The 19,654-nt window shown below is 45.4% G+C and carries 16 protein-coding genes, 1 tRNA gene and 1 pseudogene; 12 read left to right on the top strand and 6 right to left on the bottom strand.

Annotated features, from left to right (window positions below):
- Positions 1-403: 403 nt before the first annotated feature.
- The 5 genes and pseudogenes from guaB to serS all read left to right on the top strand — a co-directional run bounded on the left by guaB (position 404) and on the right by serS (position 6,685).
- Positions 404-1,861, top strand: coding sequence for an IMP dehydrogenase (gene guaB / locus ACFVQB_RS33945; RefSeq protein WP_024628817.1), 1,458 nt, complete (start codon positions 404-406; stop codon positions 1,859-1,861).
- A 439-nt stretch (positions 1,862-2,300) separates the two neighbouring features.
- Positions 2,301-3,674, top strand: coding sequence for a D-alanyl-D-alanine carboxypeptidase family protein (locus ACFVQB_RS33940; protein ID WP_180287253.1), 1,374 nt, complete (start codon positions 2,301-2,303; stop codon positions 3,672-3,674).
- A gap of 228 nt (positions 3,675-3,902) precedes the next feature.
- Positions 3,903-4,523, top strand: a pseudogene (locus tag ACFVQB_RS33935) (beta/alpha barrel domain-containing protein); the annotation flags it as partial.
- Between the two features lie 18 nt (positions 4,524-4,541).
- The gene (gene pdxT, locus ACFVQB_RS33930) at positions 4,542-5,132 is read left to right on the top strand and encodes a pyridoxal 5'-phosphate synthase glutaminase subunit PdxT (RefSeq protein ID WP_379449728.1); all 591 of its coding nucleotides are present in this window, start codon (positions 4,542-4,544) and stop codon (positions 5,130-5,132) included.
- Between the two features lie 269 nt (positions 5,133-5,401).
- Positions 5,402-6,685 (top strand): serine--tRNA ligase, encoded by a 1,284-nt coding sequence (serS, locus tag ACFVQB_RS33925; protein ID WP_379449725.1) that lies wholly within the window; start codon positions 5,402-5,404, stop codon positions 6,683-6,685.
- A gap of 153 nt (positions 6,686-6,838) precedes the next feature.
- Here serS and ACFVQB_RS33920 read toward each other — a convergent pair whose 3' ends face one another.
- Together ACFVQB_RS33920 and ACFVQB_RS33915 are read right to left on the bottom strand one after the other, a co-directional pair.
- Entirely contained in the window at positions 6,839-8,656 is a 1,818-nt protein-coding gene (locus tag ACFVQB_RS33920) for an S-layer homology domain-containing protein (RefSeq protein ID WP_379449722.1), read from the bottom strand.
- A gap of 27 nt (positions 8,657-8,683) precedes the next feature.
- Positions 8,684-10,714, bottom strand: coding sequence for a YheC/YheD family protein (locus ACFVQB_RS33915; RefSeq protein ID WP_379449719.1), 2,031 nt, complete (start codon positions 10,712-10,714; stop codon positions 8,684-8,686).
- Between the two features lie 225 nt (positions 10,715-10,939).
- Here ACFVQB_RS33915 and ACFVQB_RS33910 point away from each other — a divergent pair.
- The 5 genes from ACFVQB_RS33910 to ACFVQB_RS33890 all read left to right on the top strand — a co-directional run bounded on the left by ACFVQB_RS33910 (position 10,940) and on the right by ACFVQB_RS33890 (position 13,302).
- Positions 10,940-11,028: transfer RNA gene (locus ACFVQB_RS33910), tRNA-Ser, on the top strand.
- Between the two features lie 193 nt (positions 11,029-11,221).
- Entirely contained in the window at positions 11,222-11,563 is a 342-nt protein-coding gene (locus tag ACFVQB_RS33905) for a hypothetical protein (protein ID WP_247900174.1), read from the top strand.
- 25 nt (positions 11,564-11,588) lie between these two features.
- On the top strand, positions 11,589-11,765 hold the full coding sequence (locus tag ACFVQB_RS33900) for a hypothetical protein (RefSeq protein WP_175382032.1): 177 nt from the start codon (positions 11,589-11,591) through the stop codon (positions 11,763-11,765).
- Positions 11,766-11,788: 23 nt separating this feature from the next.
- On the top strand, positions 11,789-11,941 hold the full coding sequence (locus ACFVQB_RS33895) for a small acid-soluble spore protein P (protein ID WP_379449715.1): 153 nt from the start codon (positions 11,789-11,791) through the stop codon (positions 11,939-11,941).
- A gap of 266 nt (positions 11,942-12,207) precedes the next feature.
- Complete coding sequence (locus ACFVQB_RS33890; protein ID WP_379449712.1) at positions 12,208-13,302, top strand: hypothetical protein; 1,095 nt, start codon at positions 12,208-12,210, stop codon at positions 13,300-13,302.
- Positions 13,303-13,387: 85 nt separating this feature from the next.
- Here the strand turns inward: ACFVQB_RS33890 and ACFVQB_RS33885 are convergent, their stop codons facing one another.
- Positions 13,388-13,957 (bottom strand): GNAT family N-acetyltransferase, encoded by a 570-nt coding sequence (locus ACFVQB_RS33885; protein WP_379449710.1) that lies wholly within the window; start codon positions 13,955-13,957, stop codon positions 13,388-13,390.
- Between the two features lie 34 nt (positions 13,958-13,991).
- Positions 13,992-14,492 carry a tRNA adenosine(34) deaminase TadA gene (tadA, locus tag ACFVQB_RS33880; protein WP_079345538.1) on the bottom strand — a complete coding sequence of 167 codons (501 nt, stop codon included), beginning with the start codon at positions 14,490-14,492 and terminating at the stop codon, positions 13,992-13,994.
- Between the two features lie 335 nt (positions 14,493-14,827).
- On the opposite strand from tadA, the gene ACFVQB_RS33875 reads away from it, so the two are divergent.
- Together ACFVQB_RS33875 and rluF are read left to right on the top strand one after the other, a co-directional pair.
- Complete coding sequence (locus ACFVQB_RS33875) at positions 14,828-17,167, top strand: PAS domain S-box protein (RefSeq protein ID WP_379449708.1); 2,340 nt, start codon at positions 14,828-14,830, stop codon at positions 17,165-17,167.
- A gap of 18 nt (positions 17,168-17,185) precedes the next feature.
- Positions 17,186-17,887, top strand: a complete 702-nt coding sequence (rluF, locus tag ACFVQB_RS33870; RefSeq protein WP_379449706.1) for a 23S rRNA pseudouridine(2604) synthase RluF — start codon at positions 17,186-17,188, stop codon at positions 17,885-17,887.
- A gap of 132 nt (positions 17,888-18,019) precedes the next feature.
- Here rluF and motB read toward each other — a convergent pair whose 3' ends face one another.
- Positions 18,020-18,838: a flagellar motor protein MotB gene (gene motB / locus ACFVQB_RS33865; RefSeq protein WP_379449703.1), complete on the bottom strand. Its 819-nt coding sequence runs from the start codon at positions 18,836-18,838 to the stop codon at positions 18,020-18,022.
- Positions 18,825-19,625, bottom strand: coding sequence for a flagellar motor stator protein MotA (motA, locus tag ACFVQB_RS33860; protein ID WP_090905357.1), 801 nt, complete (start codon positions 19,623-19,625; stop codon positions 18,825-18,827). The genes motB and motA overlap by 14 nt, the downstream gene beginning before the upstream one ends.
- Positions 19,626-19,654 lie beyond the last annotated feature (29 nt).

Below are 19,654 nucleotides of genomic sequence, written 5' to 3'. Positions count from 1 at the left end.
ATGGTACTTGGACCGCAGGGTCCTGGGAGAGTAGGACGCCGCCAAGCAAAGAACCACTGCCGATGTTATTCGGTGGTGGTTTTTATTTGTTTAATTATTCAAAAACTAGGTTTAACTATAGACTTAGAAACAGTGCACAGAATGAACTAACATAGATAAACGCCACTCATATCGAGTGGCGTTTTTTATATATAAAACGAACCTGTCCGTATGACAAATACAGTTGTATGCATGAGGCAATACACCTAATATAACCAGGGAGTTTCCCTTGACAGTCTAAATAACGCTTTGCTAAGATGGCAATAATAAATTTTTCAGAAAACGTATTTTCGGCATAAAATACAGCCTGAGATCTTCGGGTTTTGGACCGTAAAGCTGAGCAAACATAAGGAGGAACGCCCGCGTGTGGGAAGATAAATTTGGTAAGGAAGGTTTCACCTTCGACGATGTACTGCTGGTGCCCCGGAAATCCGAGACACTGCCTAAAGAAGTAGACGTATCTGTTCGTTTGAGTGACAGCGTAAAACTGAATATTCCTTTGATTAGTGCTGGTATGGATACTGTTACTGAAGCGACATTGGCTATTGCCATTGCCCGTGAAGGCGGTATTGGTATCATCCATAAAAATATGTCTGTTGAGCAGCAAGCGGAGGAAGTGGATCGGGTTAAGCGCTCGGAGAGTGGTGTTATTACCAACCCGTTCTCATTGACAGCGGAACATCTGGTTTCTGATGCAGAGTCGGTTATGGCGAAATATCGTATTTCCGGTGTACCGATTGTTGAAGGAGATCAGAAGCTTGTTGGTATCCTGACAAATCGTGACTTGCGTTTTATCCACGACTTCTCCATTAAAATCAGCGAAGTCATGACTCGTGAGAATTTGGTTACTGCGCCTGTAGGTACTACACTGCAAGAAGCAGAAGGCATCCTCCAGAAGCATAAAATTGAGAAACTTCCATTAGTAGATGAGTCCAACACACTGAAAGGCCTCATTACTATTAAAGATATCGAAAAAGCAATTCAATTCCCTAATGCAGCTAAAGATGCACAAGGACGTTTGCTGGTTGGAGCAGCGATCGGGATTTCCAAAGACACCTTTGAACGTGCAGATGCATTGGTTCAAGCCGGTGTGGACCTGATTACGGTAGACTCGGCACACGGACATCACATTAACATCATTGATGCGGTTCGTCAGCTGCGCGAGCGTTTCCCGAACCTGACAATTGTTGCAGGAAACGTTGCTACAGGCGATGCAACCCGTGAATTGATCGAAGCAGGGGCGTCAGTTGTCAAAGTGGGAATTGGTCCAGGTTCCATCTGTACAACGCGTGTAATTGCTGGTATTGGTGTTCCTCAAGTTACAGCAGTATACGATTGTGCAAATGTAGCGCGTGAATATGGCGTACCAATCATTGCTGACGGTGGTATCAAGTACTCCGGTGAGATTACCAAGGCTCTTGCTGCAGGTGCTCATGCAGTTATGCTGGGAAGCTTGTTTGCAGGTACGGCAGAAAGCCCGGGAGAAACGGAAATCTTCCAAGGACGTAGCTACAAAGTTTACCGCGGTATGGGTTCAATGGCTGCGATGAAACAAGGAAGTAAAGATCGTTACTTCCAGGATGATGACAAGAAACTGGTTCCGGAAGGAATTGAGGGACGTGTTGCTTACAAAGGTCCATTATCTGATACGATTCATCAGTTGATTGGTGGTCTACGTTCAGGGATGGGATACTGTGGTACAAGCAGTTTGGAGCAGCTTCGTAACAACACTCAGTTTATTCGTATTACAGGTGCGGGGCTTCGCGAAAGTCATCCACATGATGTACAGATTACGAAAGAAGCCCCTAACTACTCGTTGTAATCTGAATTGTGTTAATCATTTCCAGGACAGGCTTGGCGATTTTCGCCGGGCCTGTCTTTTTTTGCGGATACCCCTGTGATAGAATAGAACAAGCGGTGATGATCCTTTAATGGATTAGGGCGTTGCGGCGGTTTTTTGACGTGAGTCTATGAAACTGCTTCTGAAAATGAATTTTGAGTGATAGAAAAAGGTTGCCCAGCTAAAAAAGAAGCGCGGACGTCCTTTTACATAAGCATTTCATTTAATGCTAACTAAGTGACAATCGATTCGATCTTTAGGAGCAATGACATTGCTCTTTCGATACAGCGCATATACTTCACATCTCACACATCATCTCCACCTGTTAGGGACTAAGAAAATATTGCAGCTCAAGCTGCACTGAAGCACACAATAGGACGCTTCGGACCGAAGGGAGTATTCATCATTGGAAGCCAAACAAATGAATAAGAAAAAACGTCAAATGCTCAAAAAAAGCGTAGCCTCGGTTATGCTGATTAATATGCTCTGCATGTCTGCGGTAATGCCTGTTATGGCTGCTGCAAACGATTCAGGACAGGTGTTGACCGCGGCAGCTACAACAACGAAGACAGAAAAAGCCGTGGACATTCCTTCGGCAGACTCACTTGGACTCGATGTTAAATCTGCCGTACTGATGGAGGCTTCAACGGGTCAGATTCTACTCAATGTTAATGCGGATAAAGCTATGCCGCCTGCCAGTATGACGAAAATGATGACCGAGTATATTGTGGCTGAACAGGTTAAGCAAGGAAAGTTTAGTTGGGATGATATTGTAACTGTAGGTGAAAATGCAGCCAAGAGTACAGGTTCCCGCATTTTCCTTGCAAAAGGTGACCAACATACAGTTAAGGAGCTGTACATTGCTATGGCTGTAGGTTCAGCCAATGATGCTACGGTTGCTCTGGCTGAATATGTTGCAGGCTCCGAGCAAGCATTTGTGAAAATGATGAATGATGAAGCGAAGCGTATGGGAATGAAAGATAGCTACTTCATCAACTCCACAGGACTGGATCGTGCAGATATGCCTGCGGATTTCCGCCCAACTGAAGATAAGGAAATCGTTATGTCGGCACGGGATGCAGCCATTTTGTGCAGATATATCATCATGGATCACCCGGACTACAAAGATTTCACGACAATTCAATCCTATAAATTCCGCCCCAATGACAAAGATCCGATTATTAACTATAACTGGATGCTGGAAGCGAATAAGAATATAACCAACTTCAAAAGCTATGCTTATGAGGGTCTGGACGGAATGAAAACGGGACATACCACAAACGCGGGGAATAACTTTACCGGTACGGCTGAGCGTAATGGCATGCGTCTGATCAGTGTTGTTATGGGTACCGATTCAGAGCCGGCGCGTTTCAGAGAGACAAAGAAAGTATTGGACTTCGGATTCAACAATTTTGAAGTGAAACAGGCGGTTGCTGCCAAAACTAAAGTCACGGGCTGGGAAGCTGTACCTTTGAAAAAAGGGAAGGAAACAACAGTACCTGTTGTGACGGATAATGCAGTAAGTTTCGTTGTACCTAAAGGTACTCAAAACCTGGACGTGACATTTAAAGCGAATGTAACTGAAGCTGATAAGCTAGTTGCACCAATCAAGGCCGGAACCAAGGTTGGGACGGTTACTTATACGTATAAAGCGGAGGGAATCGAACCCCAGGAGAAGACAGTGAACCTCATCACCGCAGAAGAAGCTGAAAAAGGCGGTTGGTTCCGTCTCTTCTTCCGTGCAGTGAAAGATTTCTTCGTTGATTTGTTTGATGGCATCAAAAACCTGTTCTAATAGACAAGGCGAAAGAAGACGGGATAATATGACATTTTTAATATAGTGTCGTTAGACCATTGACAAAATACAAGTAATTCCAACCGGATGGATTGTATATTTACAATTTTTCCGGTAAAATATCAAGTTAGAATTCTACGTACGAATTAGTTAAAAAGTCTATTGTTCTTCTACGTTAACTAAAGATTTCACCTCCTGTTCATGGACAAAAACGACACATACATCACGGCAGGAGGGGTAGCCCGTATGGCCGATCCAACCATTGTGGAAGAATTGTGGAAGAAGTGATGAAGTCGTACAATTCTTGTTATGGCCAAAGCGCGGATGGGACATTAAGTTGATGCCAAGGTCTTAGAATCACTAGGAGTGGATTACCTTGATGAGAGTGAAGTACTGACTCCAGCTGATGAAGTATTCCATATCGACAAACATGAGTTCACTGTACCGTTTGTATGTGGCGCCAAAGACTTGGGTGAAGCGTTGGGCTGGACCGGCGAAGGGGCTTCCATGATCCGTACCAAAGGAAACCGGGGCGTGGCATATGAGCTTTTGCTGGGTGTATATGAGAATGGAAAGCTACCTGTAGTTAACTTCGCAGCTGGTGGCGTAGCGACTCCTGCAGATGCTGCACTTATGATGCACCTGGGCGCAAATGGTGTATTTGTAGGTTCAGGGGTTTTCAAATCGGACAGCCCTGAGAAATTTGCATGTGCCATCGTAGAAGCGACAAGGCATTATACAGACTACAAGCTGATTGCTGAAGTGTCCAAAAACCTTGGAGCACCGATGAAAGGTATTGAGATTTCCAAACTTGCACCTTCCAAGCGCATGCAGGATCGCGGCTGGTAAGAGAAAGGTGGATTTTAAATGAAGATCGGCGTTTTAGCACTTCAAGGGGCAGTCACAGAGCATATTCGTAGTATTGAACGGGCCGGAGCAGAAGGATTGGCGATCAAACAGGTTCAGCAACTCGAGGAGCTGGATGGGTTGATTCTTCCTGGTGGCGAGAGTACCACGATTGGCAAGCTGATACGCAAATATGGTTTCATGGAGGCCATTCGGGCATTCGCTGCTGAGGGTAAACCGGTATTCGGCACCTGTGCTGGTTTGATTGTTATGGCTAAACATATTGCAGGACAAGAGGAAGCTCATTTGGAGCTAATGGATATGACCGTCTCCAGAAATGCATTTGGACGGCAGAGGGAAAGCTTTGAAACGGATCTCCCGGTAAAAGGCATTGAGGAGACGGTAAGGGCTGTGTTCATACGGGCACCCCTGATTGAGTGTGTAGGGGAAGAAGTAGAGGTTCTCTCCACGTACAAGGATGAGATTGTTACTGCTCGTCAGGGGCATCTGTTGGCTTGCTCCTATCACCCTGAACTGACAGATGATTATCGACTGCATGCTTACTTTGTAGACATGGCTAGGTCGTATAAACAGCCTGTACAGAACCAATAGTGATTAATATACAAACCTATGATCTGCCGGTGAATTGGATCAGTCCTCCAGAGGCTCACAAGGCTTGCTGGCTCGGTGCTGTCTGATCAGATACCTGATGTTGCCCGTATCTGCTTCCAAAGCGGGAATCGCAGCGTAGGGTAGCACTGGAGGCCATAGGTTGTTTTTTTACTATTGAGGAATGATGAAGATATATGGAGCTGCAAAGTTTTGGCAGGAGTTAATACAGAAGGTTTCTACTTTGTGGTGTTATTTAGGAGGGGTATTTAGTGCTTGATGTGAAAATATTGCGGAATGAGTACGCACGTGTTGAAGAAGCGTTGACGAAACGTGGCAAATCGCTGGATCTAATCGCCGGGTTCACGGACATGGATGCCAAGCGTCGCGAGTTGCTGCAAGAGAGTGAAAACCTGAAAAGTCGCCGGAATACGGTATCCGGAGAAGTTGCCAAGCTTAAAAAGAGTGGTGAAAATGCCGACGAGTTGATCCTTGAGATGCGCGAAGTCTCCGATCGAATCAAAGCAATGGATGAAGAAGTGCGTGAGTTGGAAGTGAAGATCAACGATCTGACTATGGCGATTCCGAACATCCCTAACGAGAGTGTACCTGTTGGTGCGTCCGAAGATGATAATGTGGAGATTCGTCGTTGGGAAGAGCCGAAGTCATTTTCATTTACACCAAAAGCACACTGGGAAATTGCACAGGACCTCGACATTCTTGATTTTGAAGCGGCTGCCAAAGTAACAGGCTCCCGTTTTACCTTTTATAAAGGGCTCGGTGCACGTTTGGAACGCGCTTTGATCAACTTTATGATGGATCTGCACAGCGATCAGCATGGCTATGAAGAGATTCTGCCGCCATACATCGTTAACCGTGACAGCTTGTTTGGGACAGGTCAACTGCCGAAGTTCGAGGAAGACCTGTTCAAGCTGAAAGATACCGAGTATTATTTGATCCCTACCGCTGAAGTTCCGGTAACGAACTATCACCGCGAAGAGATTTTGAATGCGGACCAGTTGCCTAAACACTTTGTAGCATACAGCTCATGTTTCCGATCCGAAGCAGGTTCTGCTGGACGAGATACACGCGGTTTGATTCGTCAGCATCAGTTCAATAAAGTTGAGTTGTTGAAACTGTCTTCTCCTGAGACCTCTTATGAGGAATTGGAGAACATGACTCAAAATGCGGAACGTGTGCTTCAATTATTGGGGCTGCCTTACCGTGTTCTGACGTTGTGTACAGCAGATATGGGCTTCACGTCTGCCAAAACGTATGACATTGAGGTCTGGTTGCCGGAAAGCAATACGTATCGTGAAATCTCGTCTTGCTCCAACTGTGAAGACTTCCAAGCACGTCGGGCTAATATCCGTTTCCGTAGAGAGCCAAAAGCGAAACCGGAATTTGTTCATACGTTAAATGGTTCAGGACTGGCAGTGGGGCGTACCGTAGCTGCTATTCTGGAGAACTACCAACAAGAGGATGGAACAGTGGTTATTCCTGAAGCGCTTCGTCCTTACATGGGTGGAGCCAACGTGATTGCCCGTCGTTCCTAAGATGTTCAACTAAATGAATGAAATAGAAAACCGTCTCCTGACAAATGGAAGTTTAGAACGTTCCATTTTCACAAGGAGACGGTTTTGTGTAGTTTATTGCTTATAACGACTATATGTTAGCCATGATCATTACCTATGCGAACGCATAATATATTAGTTCACATATTCAATGGAGCGCAGCGTACGCACCAAGATCATAAGTGCTTCGTCTGTGGTTGCTGCTTTTTTCGGTTCGAAGGAGGTCCCGAATGTATCTTGAAGCAAACCGAGCGATGTCAGAGCCTGGACTTGAGCTGTGGCCCATGGAGATATAGAGTCTTGGTCCTGATAGGATATCGCAGCTGAGGTATTAGCGACAGAATCTCCTCCTGCAAACTGAATTGTCCGATGGATCATGCTAGCCAGCTCTTCCCGGGTAACCTGGCGATCGGCACGGAATGTTCCATCTGCATAGCCTTTAACAAGTCCAAAGTGTGCAGCGGTTGCTGCATACGATTGTTCCTCAGTCACATCCCGGAAAGAGGCATCCTTAGCTGCGATTCCGTTTGCCCCTAAGGCAGAAACCAATAATTGGGCGACCTCTCCGCGTGTGACCGGTTCACCGGTCTTGAATTGATTTAAAGCAAGTAATTGTTTGCTCTGCATGTATTCAATGCTGTTTATCGATGAACCATTGTCTGAAGTATCTATCTGTTCATTCGAAGCAATAACATAAGTGCTGTATTGCATGTCTCGTATTCTTACCTCCCATTGTCCTTTATTTTGGACGAAATAGGCTGGCACGTAAGTATATGTCCGCGTTTCTTCATTGAACCCGAGAACGGTTGCTGTTTGTGGGTCAAGATCTGTAGTACCAAGGTGGATTATCCGAGTCACATTTTTCAATTCTTCTTGATCCAGCTTGAGCGTTTGGTCGCTAGCCACCCATTGTATATTGAAACGTACAGGCTGTTCCAACAATTTTAGGCCGGCTGGTAGTGATTGTTTTAGGTCAGACAACTCATCGTTGGACAGGACATCAATGTTGATCTGGAGATCAAGCTGTTCGGCTGGCACATGCAGTAGAGATGATGCACGTTGAATATTTAATTTGTTCAAAGCTAACGCCATTTTGGACTGATTGCTATACAGAGTGAATGAAGAAACTTTTTCCTGTGAGCGCAGGAAAGAAAGAACTTCCTTCGGCAGTGTCATTTGAATGTGCGAAGCGTTTGGCAATATGGTTACAGACAAATCATCCAGATGATCAAGAGCAGATAACTTACGTACGACACTCGAATCCACGGATACGGAAACAGAGCCATTCTCCAGTTTCCCATGTATCCATTGGTTTAGGCTATTGGCCGCAGAACCCGTAGATGCGGAGGAATCAATAATCGAGTTGCTAACCGTGGTGGAGTTGGTAGTTTGTGATGATGAGCTGCTGCTCTCAGGTCTGCTTCCTCCAGTCTGTGGTGGCTCACTGCCGCCAGACTCGGGCTCACCACCACCAGACTCAGGCTCACCACCACTGGACTCAGGCTCACCACCACCGGACTCAGGCTCACTGCCGCCAGACTCAGGCTCACTGCCGCCAGACTCAGGCTCACTGCCGCCAGACTCGGGCTCACTGCCGCCAGACTCGGGCTCACTGCCGCCAGACTCGGGCTCACTGCCGCCAGACTCGGGCTCACTGCCGCCAGACTCGGGCTCACCACCACTGGACTCAGGCTCACTGCCGCCGGATTCAGGCTCGCTGCTCCCCTCATCACCTTCATCAGGATCTGCCGATGCTTTCTCCATTCCGAAGAAATGCTGAAAATAGCTAATCGAATCTCCCTTGTATACGTCGTCGGCTTTATAGTCAATGGCGTTACCCGCCAATACATGTGTCATTAGGCCGGCAGCCAATACGGTTGTCTTAACGGCACGTTTTCTAGCGTTTCCGGCTTTAAGCATTTGCTGATGTACATTCTTACTTTTCTTTTTCATCTTCATCACTCCTTATTATATGTAGAACTAACGCAAAGAAAGAGCAAACGGAATCATATGTTGCGCGACTTCAAACTCCCTATGCGTAGAACCGATTTTGTTCATATTCACTTCAAAAATCCAAATCTCACCCGACGAATCAATCCCTACATCAATGCCCAACTCGCAAATCCGCTCCTTCACATGGTCAGCAATATGATTAGCCGTCATTATCGCCATCTGTTCCAATCTCGTCAGCATAACTTCTTTCTTTTGAGGAAACTCATGCCGAGACAGCCAGTCCCATGTCGTAAATGCACGGAGTGACCCAGCGTGGTTAACTACCTTATGCTCGCTTTGGGTAGAGAGAAAAGGAAATGCGGAAATGAAAGACCATTTCCCTCTTCCGTTCCGGACCAGATGTAGTCTTATATGAAAAGGAAGTCTGTTCCGGGTTTCGCTTCGAATGAACTTTTGAATAATAAACCCCTTTTTAGCTGCAAGCATGGAAATCAGTTTTCCGAACTCCTCATCATTCACTTTGTGAATATGCTCGTGAGCCTTTACGGCGAAGCCTTCCTGTTCACGTTGAACAACGATGATTCCGTTGCCGAACGAGCCTATAGAGGGCTTGATGATGGAAGTTCCGTAAGTATCGATGAAAGCTAAAATCTCTTGGACGTTCTCAACGGCAGTATACGGGATTAGATGGGAGGCAAGCTGCGCATTGTCCTCAAGCATTTCATAACTTTTTTTCTTGCTAAAGGAACCTCCAATTCGTTCATCGGTGAAAGGCACATGTCTTAAAGCCTCGTACACATAACTGTAATTCGCGTTTCCACGTGCTTTCAATCGGTCATAGACCACATCGGGGAATGGACAATACCGAGCCTCCCACTCCCCGTCCTCCAGGACATATCCTTTGATATAACGCAATTCTGCATGAACATCGTGTGGAGCAAAATAATAAAACGCTGCATCATTCCATTTTGCGGAATACGCACAGGCGGCTGCGAGTTGCTTATCACTGGGGTCATTGGTCAGCATGGCAATAACGGGATGGGGTGCTATTTGCCCGGCTTTGGCTACATATTGCGCATATTCAATCGCTCTTGCTGCTCGAGCCTGCTCATGAAACCGCGTTTGGGGGCTTATATTGGCTTCCAAGAACAGAATTTGCGCTGTCGGAGTCACGATAAAATCCATGCCCAGCTCATCAATAAGAAAGGAATACGAACGGTTAATTTCCTCTGCCATACGGTTAGCAAGCCCCTCCATTTCATCTCTGAGCTGGTCGGATTGAACCGGAAATAAACGATAGAGCATATCAGCCGCGTCCTCAATGCGACCACCTTTACTTATATTGCTGATGATGGAATCCGTAATCCCCGTGCGGGCATACATTTTGGTCAGGGCCCATCGTCCCGTTCCGTCGCGCTGAATATGTATTCGGAAATCAACAACTTCTCCCATTTCGGTCAGGCACGGAAGGTAGGGTTGAACAATATAGGAGCCTTGAGCGAGCTTTTCCTGCAAAACTTCCTGTAAACCAGAATAATCAAGCCAGATTGCTTCGTTCTGCTGACGCCATACATAGCGATCATGTATCTTTTTGACTGTGAAAATGGAATTGCCTCGGCGACCTTGATCAGGTTTAACTAAAACTTCTTCGTAAACATCCAATAAAGCAAGAAATTGATCGAAATCCTGCAAGCGCTCCGTCGGAATGAGGTGATCTTTGAAGAGGGGGTCCAGCTTCTTCTGAATGTCGTATTTTCCGTGAATCAGAAATGTTGTAAAGGGAACCCTGCGGCGCAGCCAATTCTCACATTCCGGCCTGTTATTAACAGGCTCAGGTGCTTCATTAAGTACCACGTCAGGGAGAGACACATTCCTTTGCACCCATGCGTTTCCCTCATGGAAGGTACCATGGAGCAATTCCTGTTCCATATCAATGCTGCTGGCATCAAAGAAGAAAACATTCGCGCCTTGTTTTATTCCCTCCGAGATCAATTCACTGATTCTCTCCTCAGGCAATGTGTTCAAAGGGTCATTTTTACGATACACACCTATAAACAATCAATCACCCCATAATGAAAAGTCTAAATTCGATTATACAGAGCAGGGCTGAACCGATTCTGAACAACCATTTCAATTGTTAGGTAGCGCTGGTTACCGTTACTTAGTAGGTGTAAATTCCCTTTTTGATGTATCGAATATATAAAGTCGTATAAAAAGGTTGCTTTCTGGTATACAATTATGGTATGATCTATTTCGTGGCAAGTTTATAAAAGTTAATGTCCTGGAGAGGTACCGAAGCGGTCATAACGGGGCGGTCTTGAAAACCGTTAGGGGGCAACTCCACGTGGGTTCGAATCCCACCCTCTCCGCCATACTACAATTATGATAAGGATTCGAGCGATAAGCTCGGGTCCTTTTTTGCATTTATTTATACATCTAGCGCAGCTGCATGCAGGCTGTATTTCCAGAGCATGTTTACGACAGAAATTCAGTTTGTCTCAATATCCGTGTGATGCATAAAAACATCCGAATCGCCGCACTTTATATAAGAGTGGAGGTGGTAAGATGAACCGCGAATTAAACATAGATCAGACGGAGCTTGTAGGTGCTTGGCAGGAAAGGTTGCCTGAAGTTCTAAATGTCGGAGATCGGGCTCAGGTTATGGCTGACGAGGCTGATCAACAAGCTATTCGAATTCACATCGCAACAGCGGGACACCAGATGTACTCTTTTGATTTCAAGTGTGCCTATGTGGATTCTCGTGAAGTCAGTGTGCAGCTGATTGATGTGGAGCGCGATGGAAGGACGACAGATGAGCGTACAGAACCCATTCAGGAATTGGCTCAGGATTACACGCGTCATATTCATGAATGTGCCCAGTCGTTGCAATCCAAAACCAGACATTAGGCAGACGTCAAAGGAGTGGTAATACGTGAGCAAAGCCAAAGCTGGAACAGATAAAAACCTGCAAAATGTAGTCGCAGATCTGGATCAGACACCTGTAAATAGTCACCATGCCCAGCAAATTCAACAGGACTCGAATGATCGTCGGCATCAGGATTCCATGAATCATGACAAAACGGAAGATATGGACCCATCCCATTCCTAATCCAATGAAGAGGGGGGAACAACATGAGCAAACCCAAAACAACACCTGTGCCTGAAGCTCAGGCTGCTGTGCAGCAACGAAAACCTGAGAAGCATTCTTCCATGCAGGAACCGTTGTCAGGCTCCAAAAAAGTGAAAAACCAGAACCATGTGGATCATCACAATCCTCAAGGCTAAGTTAAAGGAACAATCATTCCTCTCTTTAGCACATATTAGATGCATAACCATAACCTATAACTCCGGTTAACAAACCGGGGTTTTTGCGCGTTCATACATGATTTAGAGGAGCACGCCATTGATATCTAAAGCTTACATAGGTCTTTGTAGCCAATTTAGAGAGTAAAGCTCACAAATTTCCCAAATCGTGTTTCCGTTTCAGAATAAATGGTATATCATTGATATTGAATTATTTTTTTGGGGTTATCACGAGAGGAGAGAAACAAATGACTAAACGTATGGGGGCACTTCTTCTTACGTTGCTGTTAACCGTATCCATGGCACTGACAGCATGTAGCAGCAAGCAAGAGCCAAAAGAGGCATTGAAGACGGCGGCAGCCAATGCTTCCAAACTGACTTCGTATGAGATGAGTTCTAATTTCACTATTAATGAATTGAGCTATAAAGCTGCAGACGAGTCACAACAGGATCCAACGATGTCTCAGTTTATGAGCATGCTGAAGGATGCTCAGTTGAATGTAACTGGCGTATACCAAAGCGAACCAATGCAGACCGAAATGACGGTAGGTATTGAGCTTAAAGGCGATATGGGGATGACATTTAACATTCCAATGGTTATGACCGCTGAGAAGTTATATGTTAAGGTACCAAGTATTCCTTTCTTCCCGATTCCGGAAACGGTTGTTGGTAAATTCCTAGAGCTGGATCTGAAAGAACTGGCTGAGCAAGAAGGAACGGAATGGAATCCGGATGCTATGGATGCAGCGAAAACGCAAAAGCTGAGCAATGAAGTTATGGATGCCGTTCTGAGCGAGTACGATCAGGATAAATTCTTTAAAAACCTGGACGTGAAGGATGCGCAGCTTCCTGAAGGTTTGGATGCCAAGCAAGTTGTTCAATTTTCGGTCAACAATGACAATGTGAAAGAGGCCGTTACTGTCCTGGTAACCAAAGCATTTCCAAAAGTACTGGATATCATCTCTAAAGAAGAGTACCGTGACATGTTGCAAATGAGTCAGGCAGATATCGACAAAGCTAAAGAGGATCTGAAAATTACTGAAGCGGATCAAGCTGAAATGGCTAAAGATCTGGATCAATTGAAAGATACACTGACCATTAACCAGTTCCACATTGATTTTGCTTTGGACAAAAAAGATTTCCCGGTATATCAAAAATTGGTTGCTGATCTGTTGATTAAACAACCTGATACCAAGGATGAAATTAAACTTGCATTCACTGGTTCGAACACATACACCAAAATTAACGAGAAGCCAGCATTCAAAATCAATATTCCTACTGGCGAAGACGTTATTACAATGGATGAGTTTGAAGAACTAATGAACGCATCTTACGGATACTAAGTTCTCCAATTCATTAGTTAAAGCAAAGAGCCGCTCGACCTTAAGGTTGAGCGGCTCTTTGTATGTTGTTACATGGTCTGTTCAATTACTGTAAAGATTCACCCAAGTCTTCGGCGAGCACAGCGTAGATCTGATGATCCTGATACTCTCCGTTAATCTTGAGATATTTACGAGCAATGCCCTCAGCTTGAAAGCCGTTCTTCTCCAGAACACGTTTGGAACCGGTATTGGACAATAGAATGGCTGCTTGAACACGATTTAACTTCAGGGCACGGAAGGCGTAGGATACAGCGAGCTTCACGGCTGCGGTCATTCGTCCGCCGCCTTGGTAGTCTGGATGGATAAAGTATCCCATGTCTGCATAATTGGCAACGCCATGAACGACATTGTTCAAGCTAACCTGACCGATCAGTAGGCCATCATTGATTGTAAAAATTCCGAATTGGTAACCTGTTCCTTCCTCTGCCGCCTGCATTCTATCCTGAATGCGTCTGGTTTGCGCATGCAGCGTATAGAATTCATCATCCCGGATAGGCTCTACAGCTTGGTAGGGAAGACGTGTGATTTGAATAAGAGCAAGATACGCATCCGTATCTTGTGGAGTAAGTAAACGAAGACTTATTCCTTTTGGTGTGTCGTATAGTGTAAGCGGCATGGAATGCACTTCCCTTCCAGATGGATGTAAAATTCTATTTTTTGCGTAAACGCCGGAAAAACTGAGTCAGCATGGTAGAGCACTCTGGTTGCAGAATGTCAGCAACCACTTCAGTTCGATGATTAAAACGAGGTTCCTGCAGCAGATTCATCAGTGTTCCTGCACATCCGGCCTTGGGGTCAGCGGTACCATATATGACTCGAGGCACTCTGGATTGCACAATGGCACCTGCACACATGGGGCAGGGCTCCAGTGTGACGTACAGACTACAATCCAGCAGTCGCCATGCACCGATGGCTTCACTGGCCTGCCGGATGGCTACCATCTCCGCATGTGCTGTGGAATCAAGTGTCGTTTCGCGCAGATTGTATCCACGGCCGATAATACGGTTATGTTGAACAATTACAGCCCCGATGGGCACCTCCCCGAGTGCTTCCGCTTTGTATGCTTCAGCAATGGCTTCACGCATCCAGTGCTCGTGCTGAGCCTCCTCCGAGAGATGCGAAAGATCAGGTTGGAGAACGTCATCCTTCATTAAAATGTAAAACTCCTTCCAAAGAGCATTTTGTGCGGCGAACAAACATTCGTTTGTTAACATGTTGTGCATAAGTTTGTGGATAACTAACGGGTTGCTCACAAAGTTATGAACATACTATCCACAAGCCTGTGGATTTGTGGATAATTTTTAGCGGTTATTCCCATTGTAGGCATGGAAAAGACAAAATACAATTGATTTCGCGTTTTTCAGCCAAGCGGTAACTTTTGGACAAGGGTCAATTATCCTTTTCAAATAGTCATACAACAGTTATGATGGATATAGGTTTTGCCATATATCGCCAGAGGGTACAAGCCGAGAGGTGAACGAAAAAGTTGTCTATTAAAACGAAATTATCCATGATTATGTCGTGCTCGGTGCTCGTCATTTTGGTTTTGAATATAGCACTGAGTTATTATACTACAGAAGAGAATCTAAGGCAGGACAGCGAAACCAAGATGGTGCTTACGGCCAAACAGATTGCAATCGCTGTCGAACAGAGTCAGTCCAGTTCAGAATATGTAAAACGACAAATTGGGAACAATCTATGGCTGGCCTCAGTAATGGCAGCGGAAGAACTGGACCCGAATATTAATAATATCACAAATGAAGATCTGGTTCGTATGAGCGAAAAAGTCGGTGTCTCCCACATTTCATTGATGGAGCAAACGGCTGATGATATTGTGGTTACCCGGTCTTCCGATCCAAAGGAGATTGGATTGTCTACCAAATCCATGACGTATTGGTATCAGGCATTTAAACAGCTGTTCGAAAATCATCAGGTTACGATTTCACAGGGACAGAAACTGGACCATTTTTGGTCAGATGGATTCGAATACTCTACATCCAATCCGTCAGATGTTGATATCTGGGGTTACTATCACGATGGGAAGAGGAATTACATAATCAATCCCTTCTATAATAATGCCGCTGTTGACGACTATGTGAAGATCTCTGGTCCAGACGAGATTTTGAATAAGATTCGTGAAGTGAATCCTTCGATTCTGGAGATTACAGGTATTAATCCATTGACCTTCGGTAGCTCGAGCATGAGCAATGACGGAAGGGATACGAACCACAGCAAGCTGAATAACAGGCCAATTCGTTTCGGTACATATCAATATGGTGCCGCAGAAGAGGATCACAAGGCGGTTGTAAGGGCAATTCGTACTGGGCAGAATGTATCCTTTGTGAGTGAAACTCATGAACAGAAGGTGCTCAAAAGTTTCATTCCGATATTCACCCTCAATGAATCATCTTATGTGATTAGTATTGTCATGGATTATAAGCAAATATCCTCCATGGTATCGGAGCAGCTGGTTAGCCATGCCTCGATTTCGCTTGTTTTGCTGGAGATTGTGATCTTTGGCAGCTATTTGCTTGCGGGATACATTACGCGTCCTATTCAATCTATTTTGGGCAAAGTGAATGATGTGGCTGACGGTCATTTTGATTTCCGTCTGAAAGTGAGAAGGAAAGATGAACTGGGCCAATTAGCGAATCGCATTAATGCCATGATTCGTAATTTGGGTCATTATACGAATCGCTTGAAACAGATGTATGAAGAAAACCGTGCGGTAAAAGAGCATTTGGAATCGATCATTAACCAAACGGCAGATGCGATTCATATTACGGATCTGGATGGGAATGTGCTGCGGGTAAATCGTGCCTTTGAGCAGTTGTACGGCTGGCGCAGTCGTGAAGTGGAAGGCCGCAAATTGAAGATTATCCCTCCTGGTACTGAAGAGGAGATGGAAGAGCAGCATGCCCAGTTGATTGAGGGTATGTCAATTACGTCCAATGAAACGACATGGATGAAGAAGGACGGCAGTCGTGTCGAAGTCAGTGTAAGTACAGCACCAGTCCGGGATGAAGCAGGTGAGATTACAGCTCTGATCAGTGTATCAAGGGATATTACCAGCCGTAATCGTATGGAGGAACTGCTCAGACGTTCCGAGAAACTGACGACGGTTGGTCAGCTGGCAGCAGGGGTTGCGCATGAGATACGTAATCCGCTTACGACCCTGCGTGGGTTTCTCCAGCTCCAACAAGAGACGAACAAGCTTAATCATCGTCACTTGGATTTGATGCTGTCCGAGTTGGATCGAATTAATCTCATTGTGGGTGAGTTTCTGATCCTGGCCAAACCACAGGCGGTTCATTTTCAGGAACGGGATATTCGCTTCATTCTGGGAGATGTTATATCATTGTTGGACAGCCAGGCGCATCTGCATGGTGTGGAGTTTATACTAAATGCTTCATCCGATTCAGCTATGGTACACTGTGAAGAGAACCAGTTGAAGCAGGTCTTCATTAACTTGCTGAAGAACGGCATGGAGGCCATGCCAGACGGAGGTAATATTCGAATTAAACTCAATCATGACGAAGAGAATAGTCGGGTTCGGATTGAAATTAAGGACGAAGGTACTGGAATTCCAGAAGAACTGATGCCTAAGCTGGGGGAACCATTCTTTACAAGCAAGGAATCGGGAACAGGGCTTGGCCTGATGGTCAGCCAGCGCATTATTCAATCACATAAGGGCATGATGGATATCAAAAGCGTCATGAACAAGGGGACGACTGTCATTATCGAGCTGCCTGCTTCCCAACAGCAAACGGAGAGTATAGAGGAAGAGCATAAGACGGACAATGAACCTACAGACGAAGAGAACTAGACGAGGTGAGATTACCTTTTGCGTATTAATAAATTTATCAGTGAAACAGGTTTTTGTTCCCGTCGGGAAGCCGACAGATTGGTGGAAAGCGGGAAAGTAACAATTAATGGAGTGACGGCAGAGCTGGGCAGTCAAGCAGAAGATGGCGATGATGTACGAATTAATGGTCAACCTATTAAGGAAAAGCGGAAACACGTATATATTGCGCTCAATAAACCTGTCGGAATAACGAGTACAACCGAGCAGCACATTCAAGGGAATATCGTTGACTTTGTAGGGCATAAAGAGCGCATCTTCCCCATTGGTCGCCTGGATAAGGATTCGGAAGGTTTGATTCTAATGACCAATGACGGTGATATCGTCAATCGAATTCTGAGGGCAGAAGGTCGTCATGAGAAAGAATATATTGTCACCGTGGATCGTGCGGTAACGCCGAGTTTCTTGAGAGGTATGAGCACAGGAGTCAAGATCCTGGGCGAAATGACGCTTCCTTGTACAGTGACTCGTATATCCGAGCGGGTGTTCCGTATTATTCTGACGGAGGGGAAAAACCGCCAAATTCGCCGGATGTGCAGTGCATTTGGCTATGAGGTTCGGAAGTTGAAGCGGATTCGTATTATGAACATTCATCTCGGGGAACAGGCCACAGGAACCTGGAGAGAACTGACACCCGCAGAAAAATCTGAATTAAGCAGTCTGCTAAACTATACGATGGAATAAATGATGATGATCCAAGGCGCTGCTCCCCTCGAGGGAAGCAGCGCTTTTGAATATCAGTTGATAGAAAAAAAGTCACTCTCCTGTAATGAAGGAGAGTGACTTAAGCATTAGTTTGCTACAACCAACGACTCTTTAGTTACCTTGCCCGACTGCTTTCACGGCCGTATTGTTACTTTGATATTTCCGGATAATCGAAACTTCTACCCGACGGTTTTGAGCTCGGCCAGCATCCGTTTGGTTGCTAGCGACTGGATGATACTCTCCATATCCACTAGGTGTGAACTTCGAAGGGTCCAGCGCCTCGTTCAATAACAGAATTTTGAGGAAATTCAGTGCACGATCGGCACTCAAATCCCAGTTATCCTTATATTGGCTGTTCGAAATGGGAACATTATCAGTATGGCCGGACACAACGACTTCATATTCCGGGAACTCCTGCAACATGCTCGAGATGGCTTTAGCCAGTGAGCGTGACTCGGGTTTAACATCAGCCCGGCCTGAGGAGAACAGGGCGTTATCGCTGATCGTGATCTTCAGCTCAGACTGATTCAGCTTTGTATTCAGCTGATCGGAAAGCCCGTTTTTCTGAATATATTGATCAAGTCGTTTCTTGAGTTTCTCCAGATCTTCCTGCTCTTTCTGAGCCATCTGCGCATCTGTAATCTGAGCTGGTGTCTTCTTGGTGATATCTTCAGGCTGCTGTTTGTTTTTGCCCAAATCTGTAGTGGATTCTGTAGGGTTCATGGAGGTATGATCCAATACACCCGACCCACCGTTCAATGCACTGCTCAGTGCGGAAGCCATCTGTTCAAACTTCGCTGCATCTATAGAGCTCATAGAGAATAATGTGATAAACAGAGCGAGCAACAACGTCATCAAGTCGGAGTAGGGAAGCAACCAGCTCTCGTCTATATGCTCTTCATGCGGTTCGTGTTTTTTAGCCTTTTTCACCTGATGAGCCCTCCTTCTCTTCCAACTGTCTACGTTCGGAAGGTGTCAGGAATACAGATAATTTTTGGTTAATGGCAATGGTGGATACACCGGATTGTATGGATAACAAGCCTTCAACCATCATCAGCTTAATTTCCATCTCTTTTTTGGACATCCGCTTCAGTTTATTGGACATCGGATGCCACAACACGTAACCACTAAAGATACCGAGAAGTGTCGCGATAAACGCCGCTGCAATCGCATGGGAGAGCTTTTCCATATCACTGAGATCGGCAAGCGCTGCAATGAGACCCACAACGGCCCCGAGTACCCCGAGTGTTGGTGCATACATCCCCGCTTGGGCGAAGATCAAGGCACCGCCACGATGGCGCTCTTCTGTAGCATGAATATCTTCCATGAGTACATCACTTACAAATTCCTGATCATTGCCGTCAATAATCATACGCATACCGCCGCGCAGGAACTGATCATCAATATCTTCGACTTTCGATTCAAGTGCAAGCAAACCTTCACGACGGGTGGTGGAAGCCCAGTCCATAAATGTGCCAATTAGAGAAACACGGTCAATCAGTTGCTGTTTTTTGAACAGTACCCCGAATAACTTGGGGATTTTTTTAACTTCAGACATAGGAAATGCCATGAAAATAGTTGCTGCCGTACCAACAAAAATAATAACGTAGGCTGCCGGGTTGTTAACCAGGTTGATTAAGGGCGCACCCTTCAGGAACATACCCAATACAAGTGAAACCAGCCCTAAAACTAGTCCGATAATCGTTGAAATTTCCATCATACACCTCATCCATGAGATAAAATTGA

Source organism: Paenibacillus sp. NPDC057886 (assembly GCF_042796655.1).
Lineage (GTDB): Bacteria > Bacillota > Bacilli > Paenibacillales > Paenibacillaceae > Paenibacillus.
Note: the sequence above shows the minus strand (reverse complement) of the source record. Positions and strands in the feature narration are given on the sequence as shown.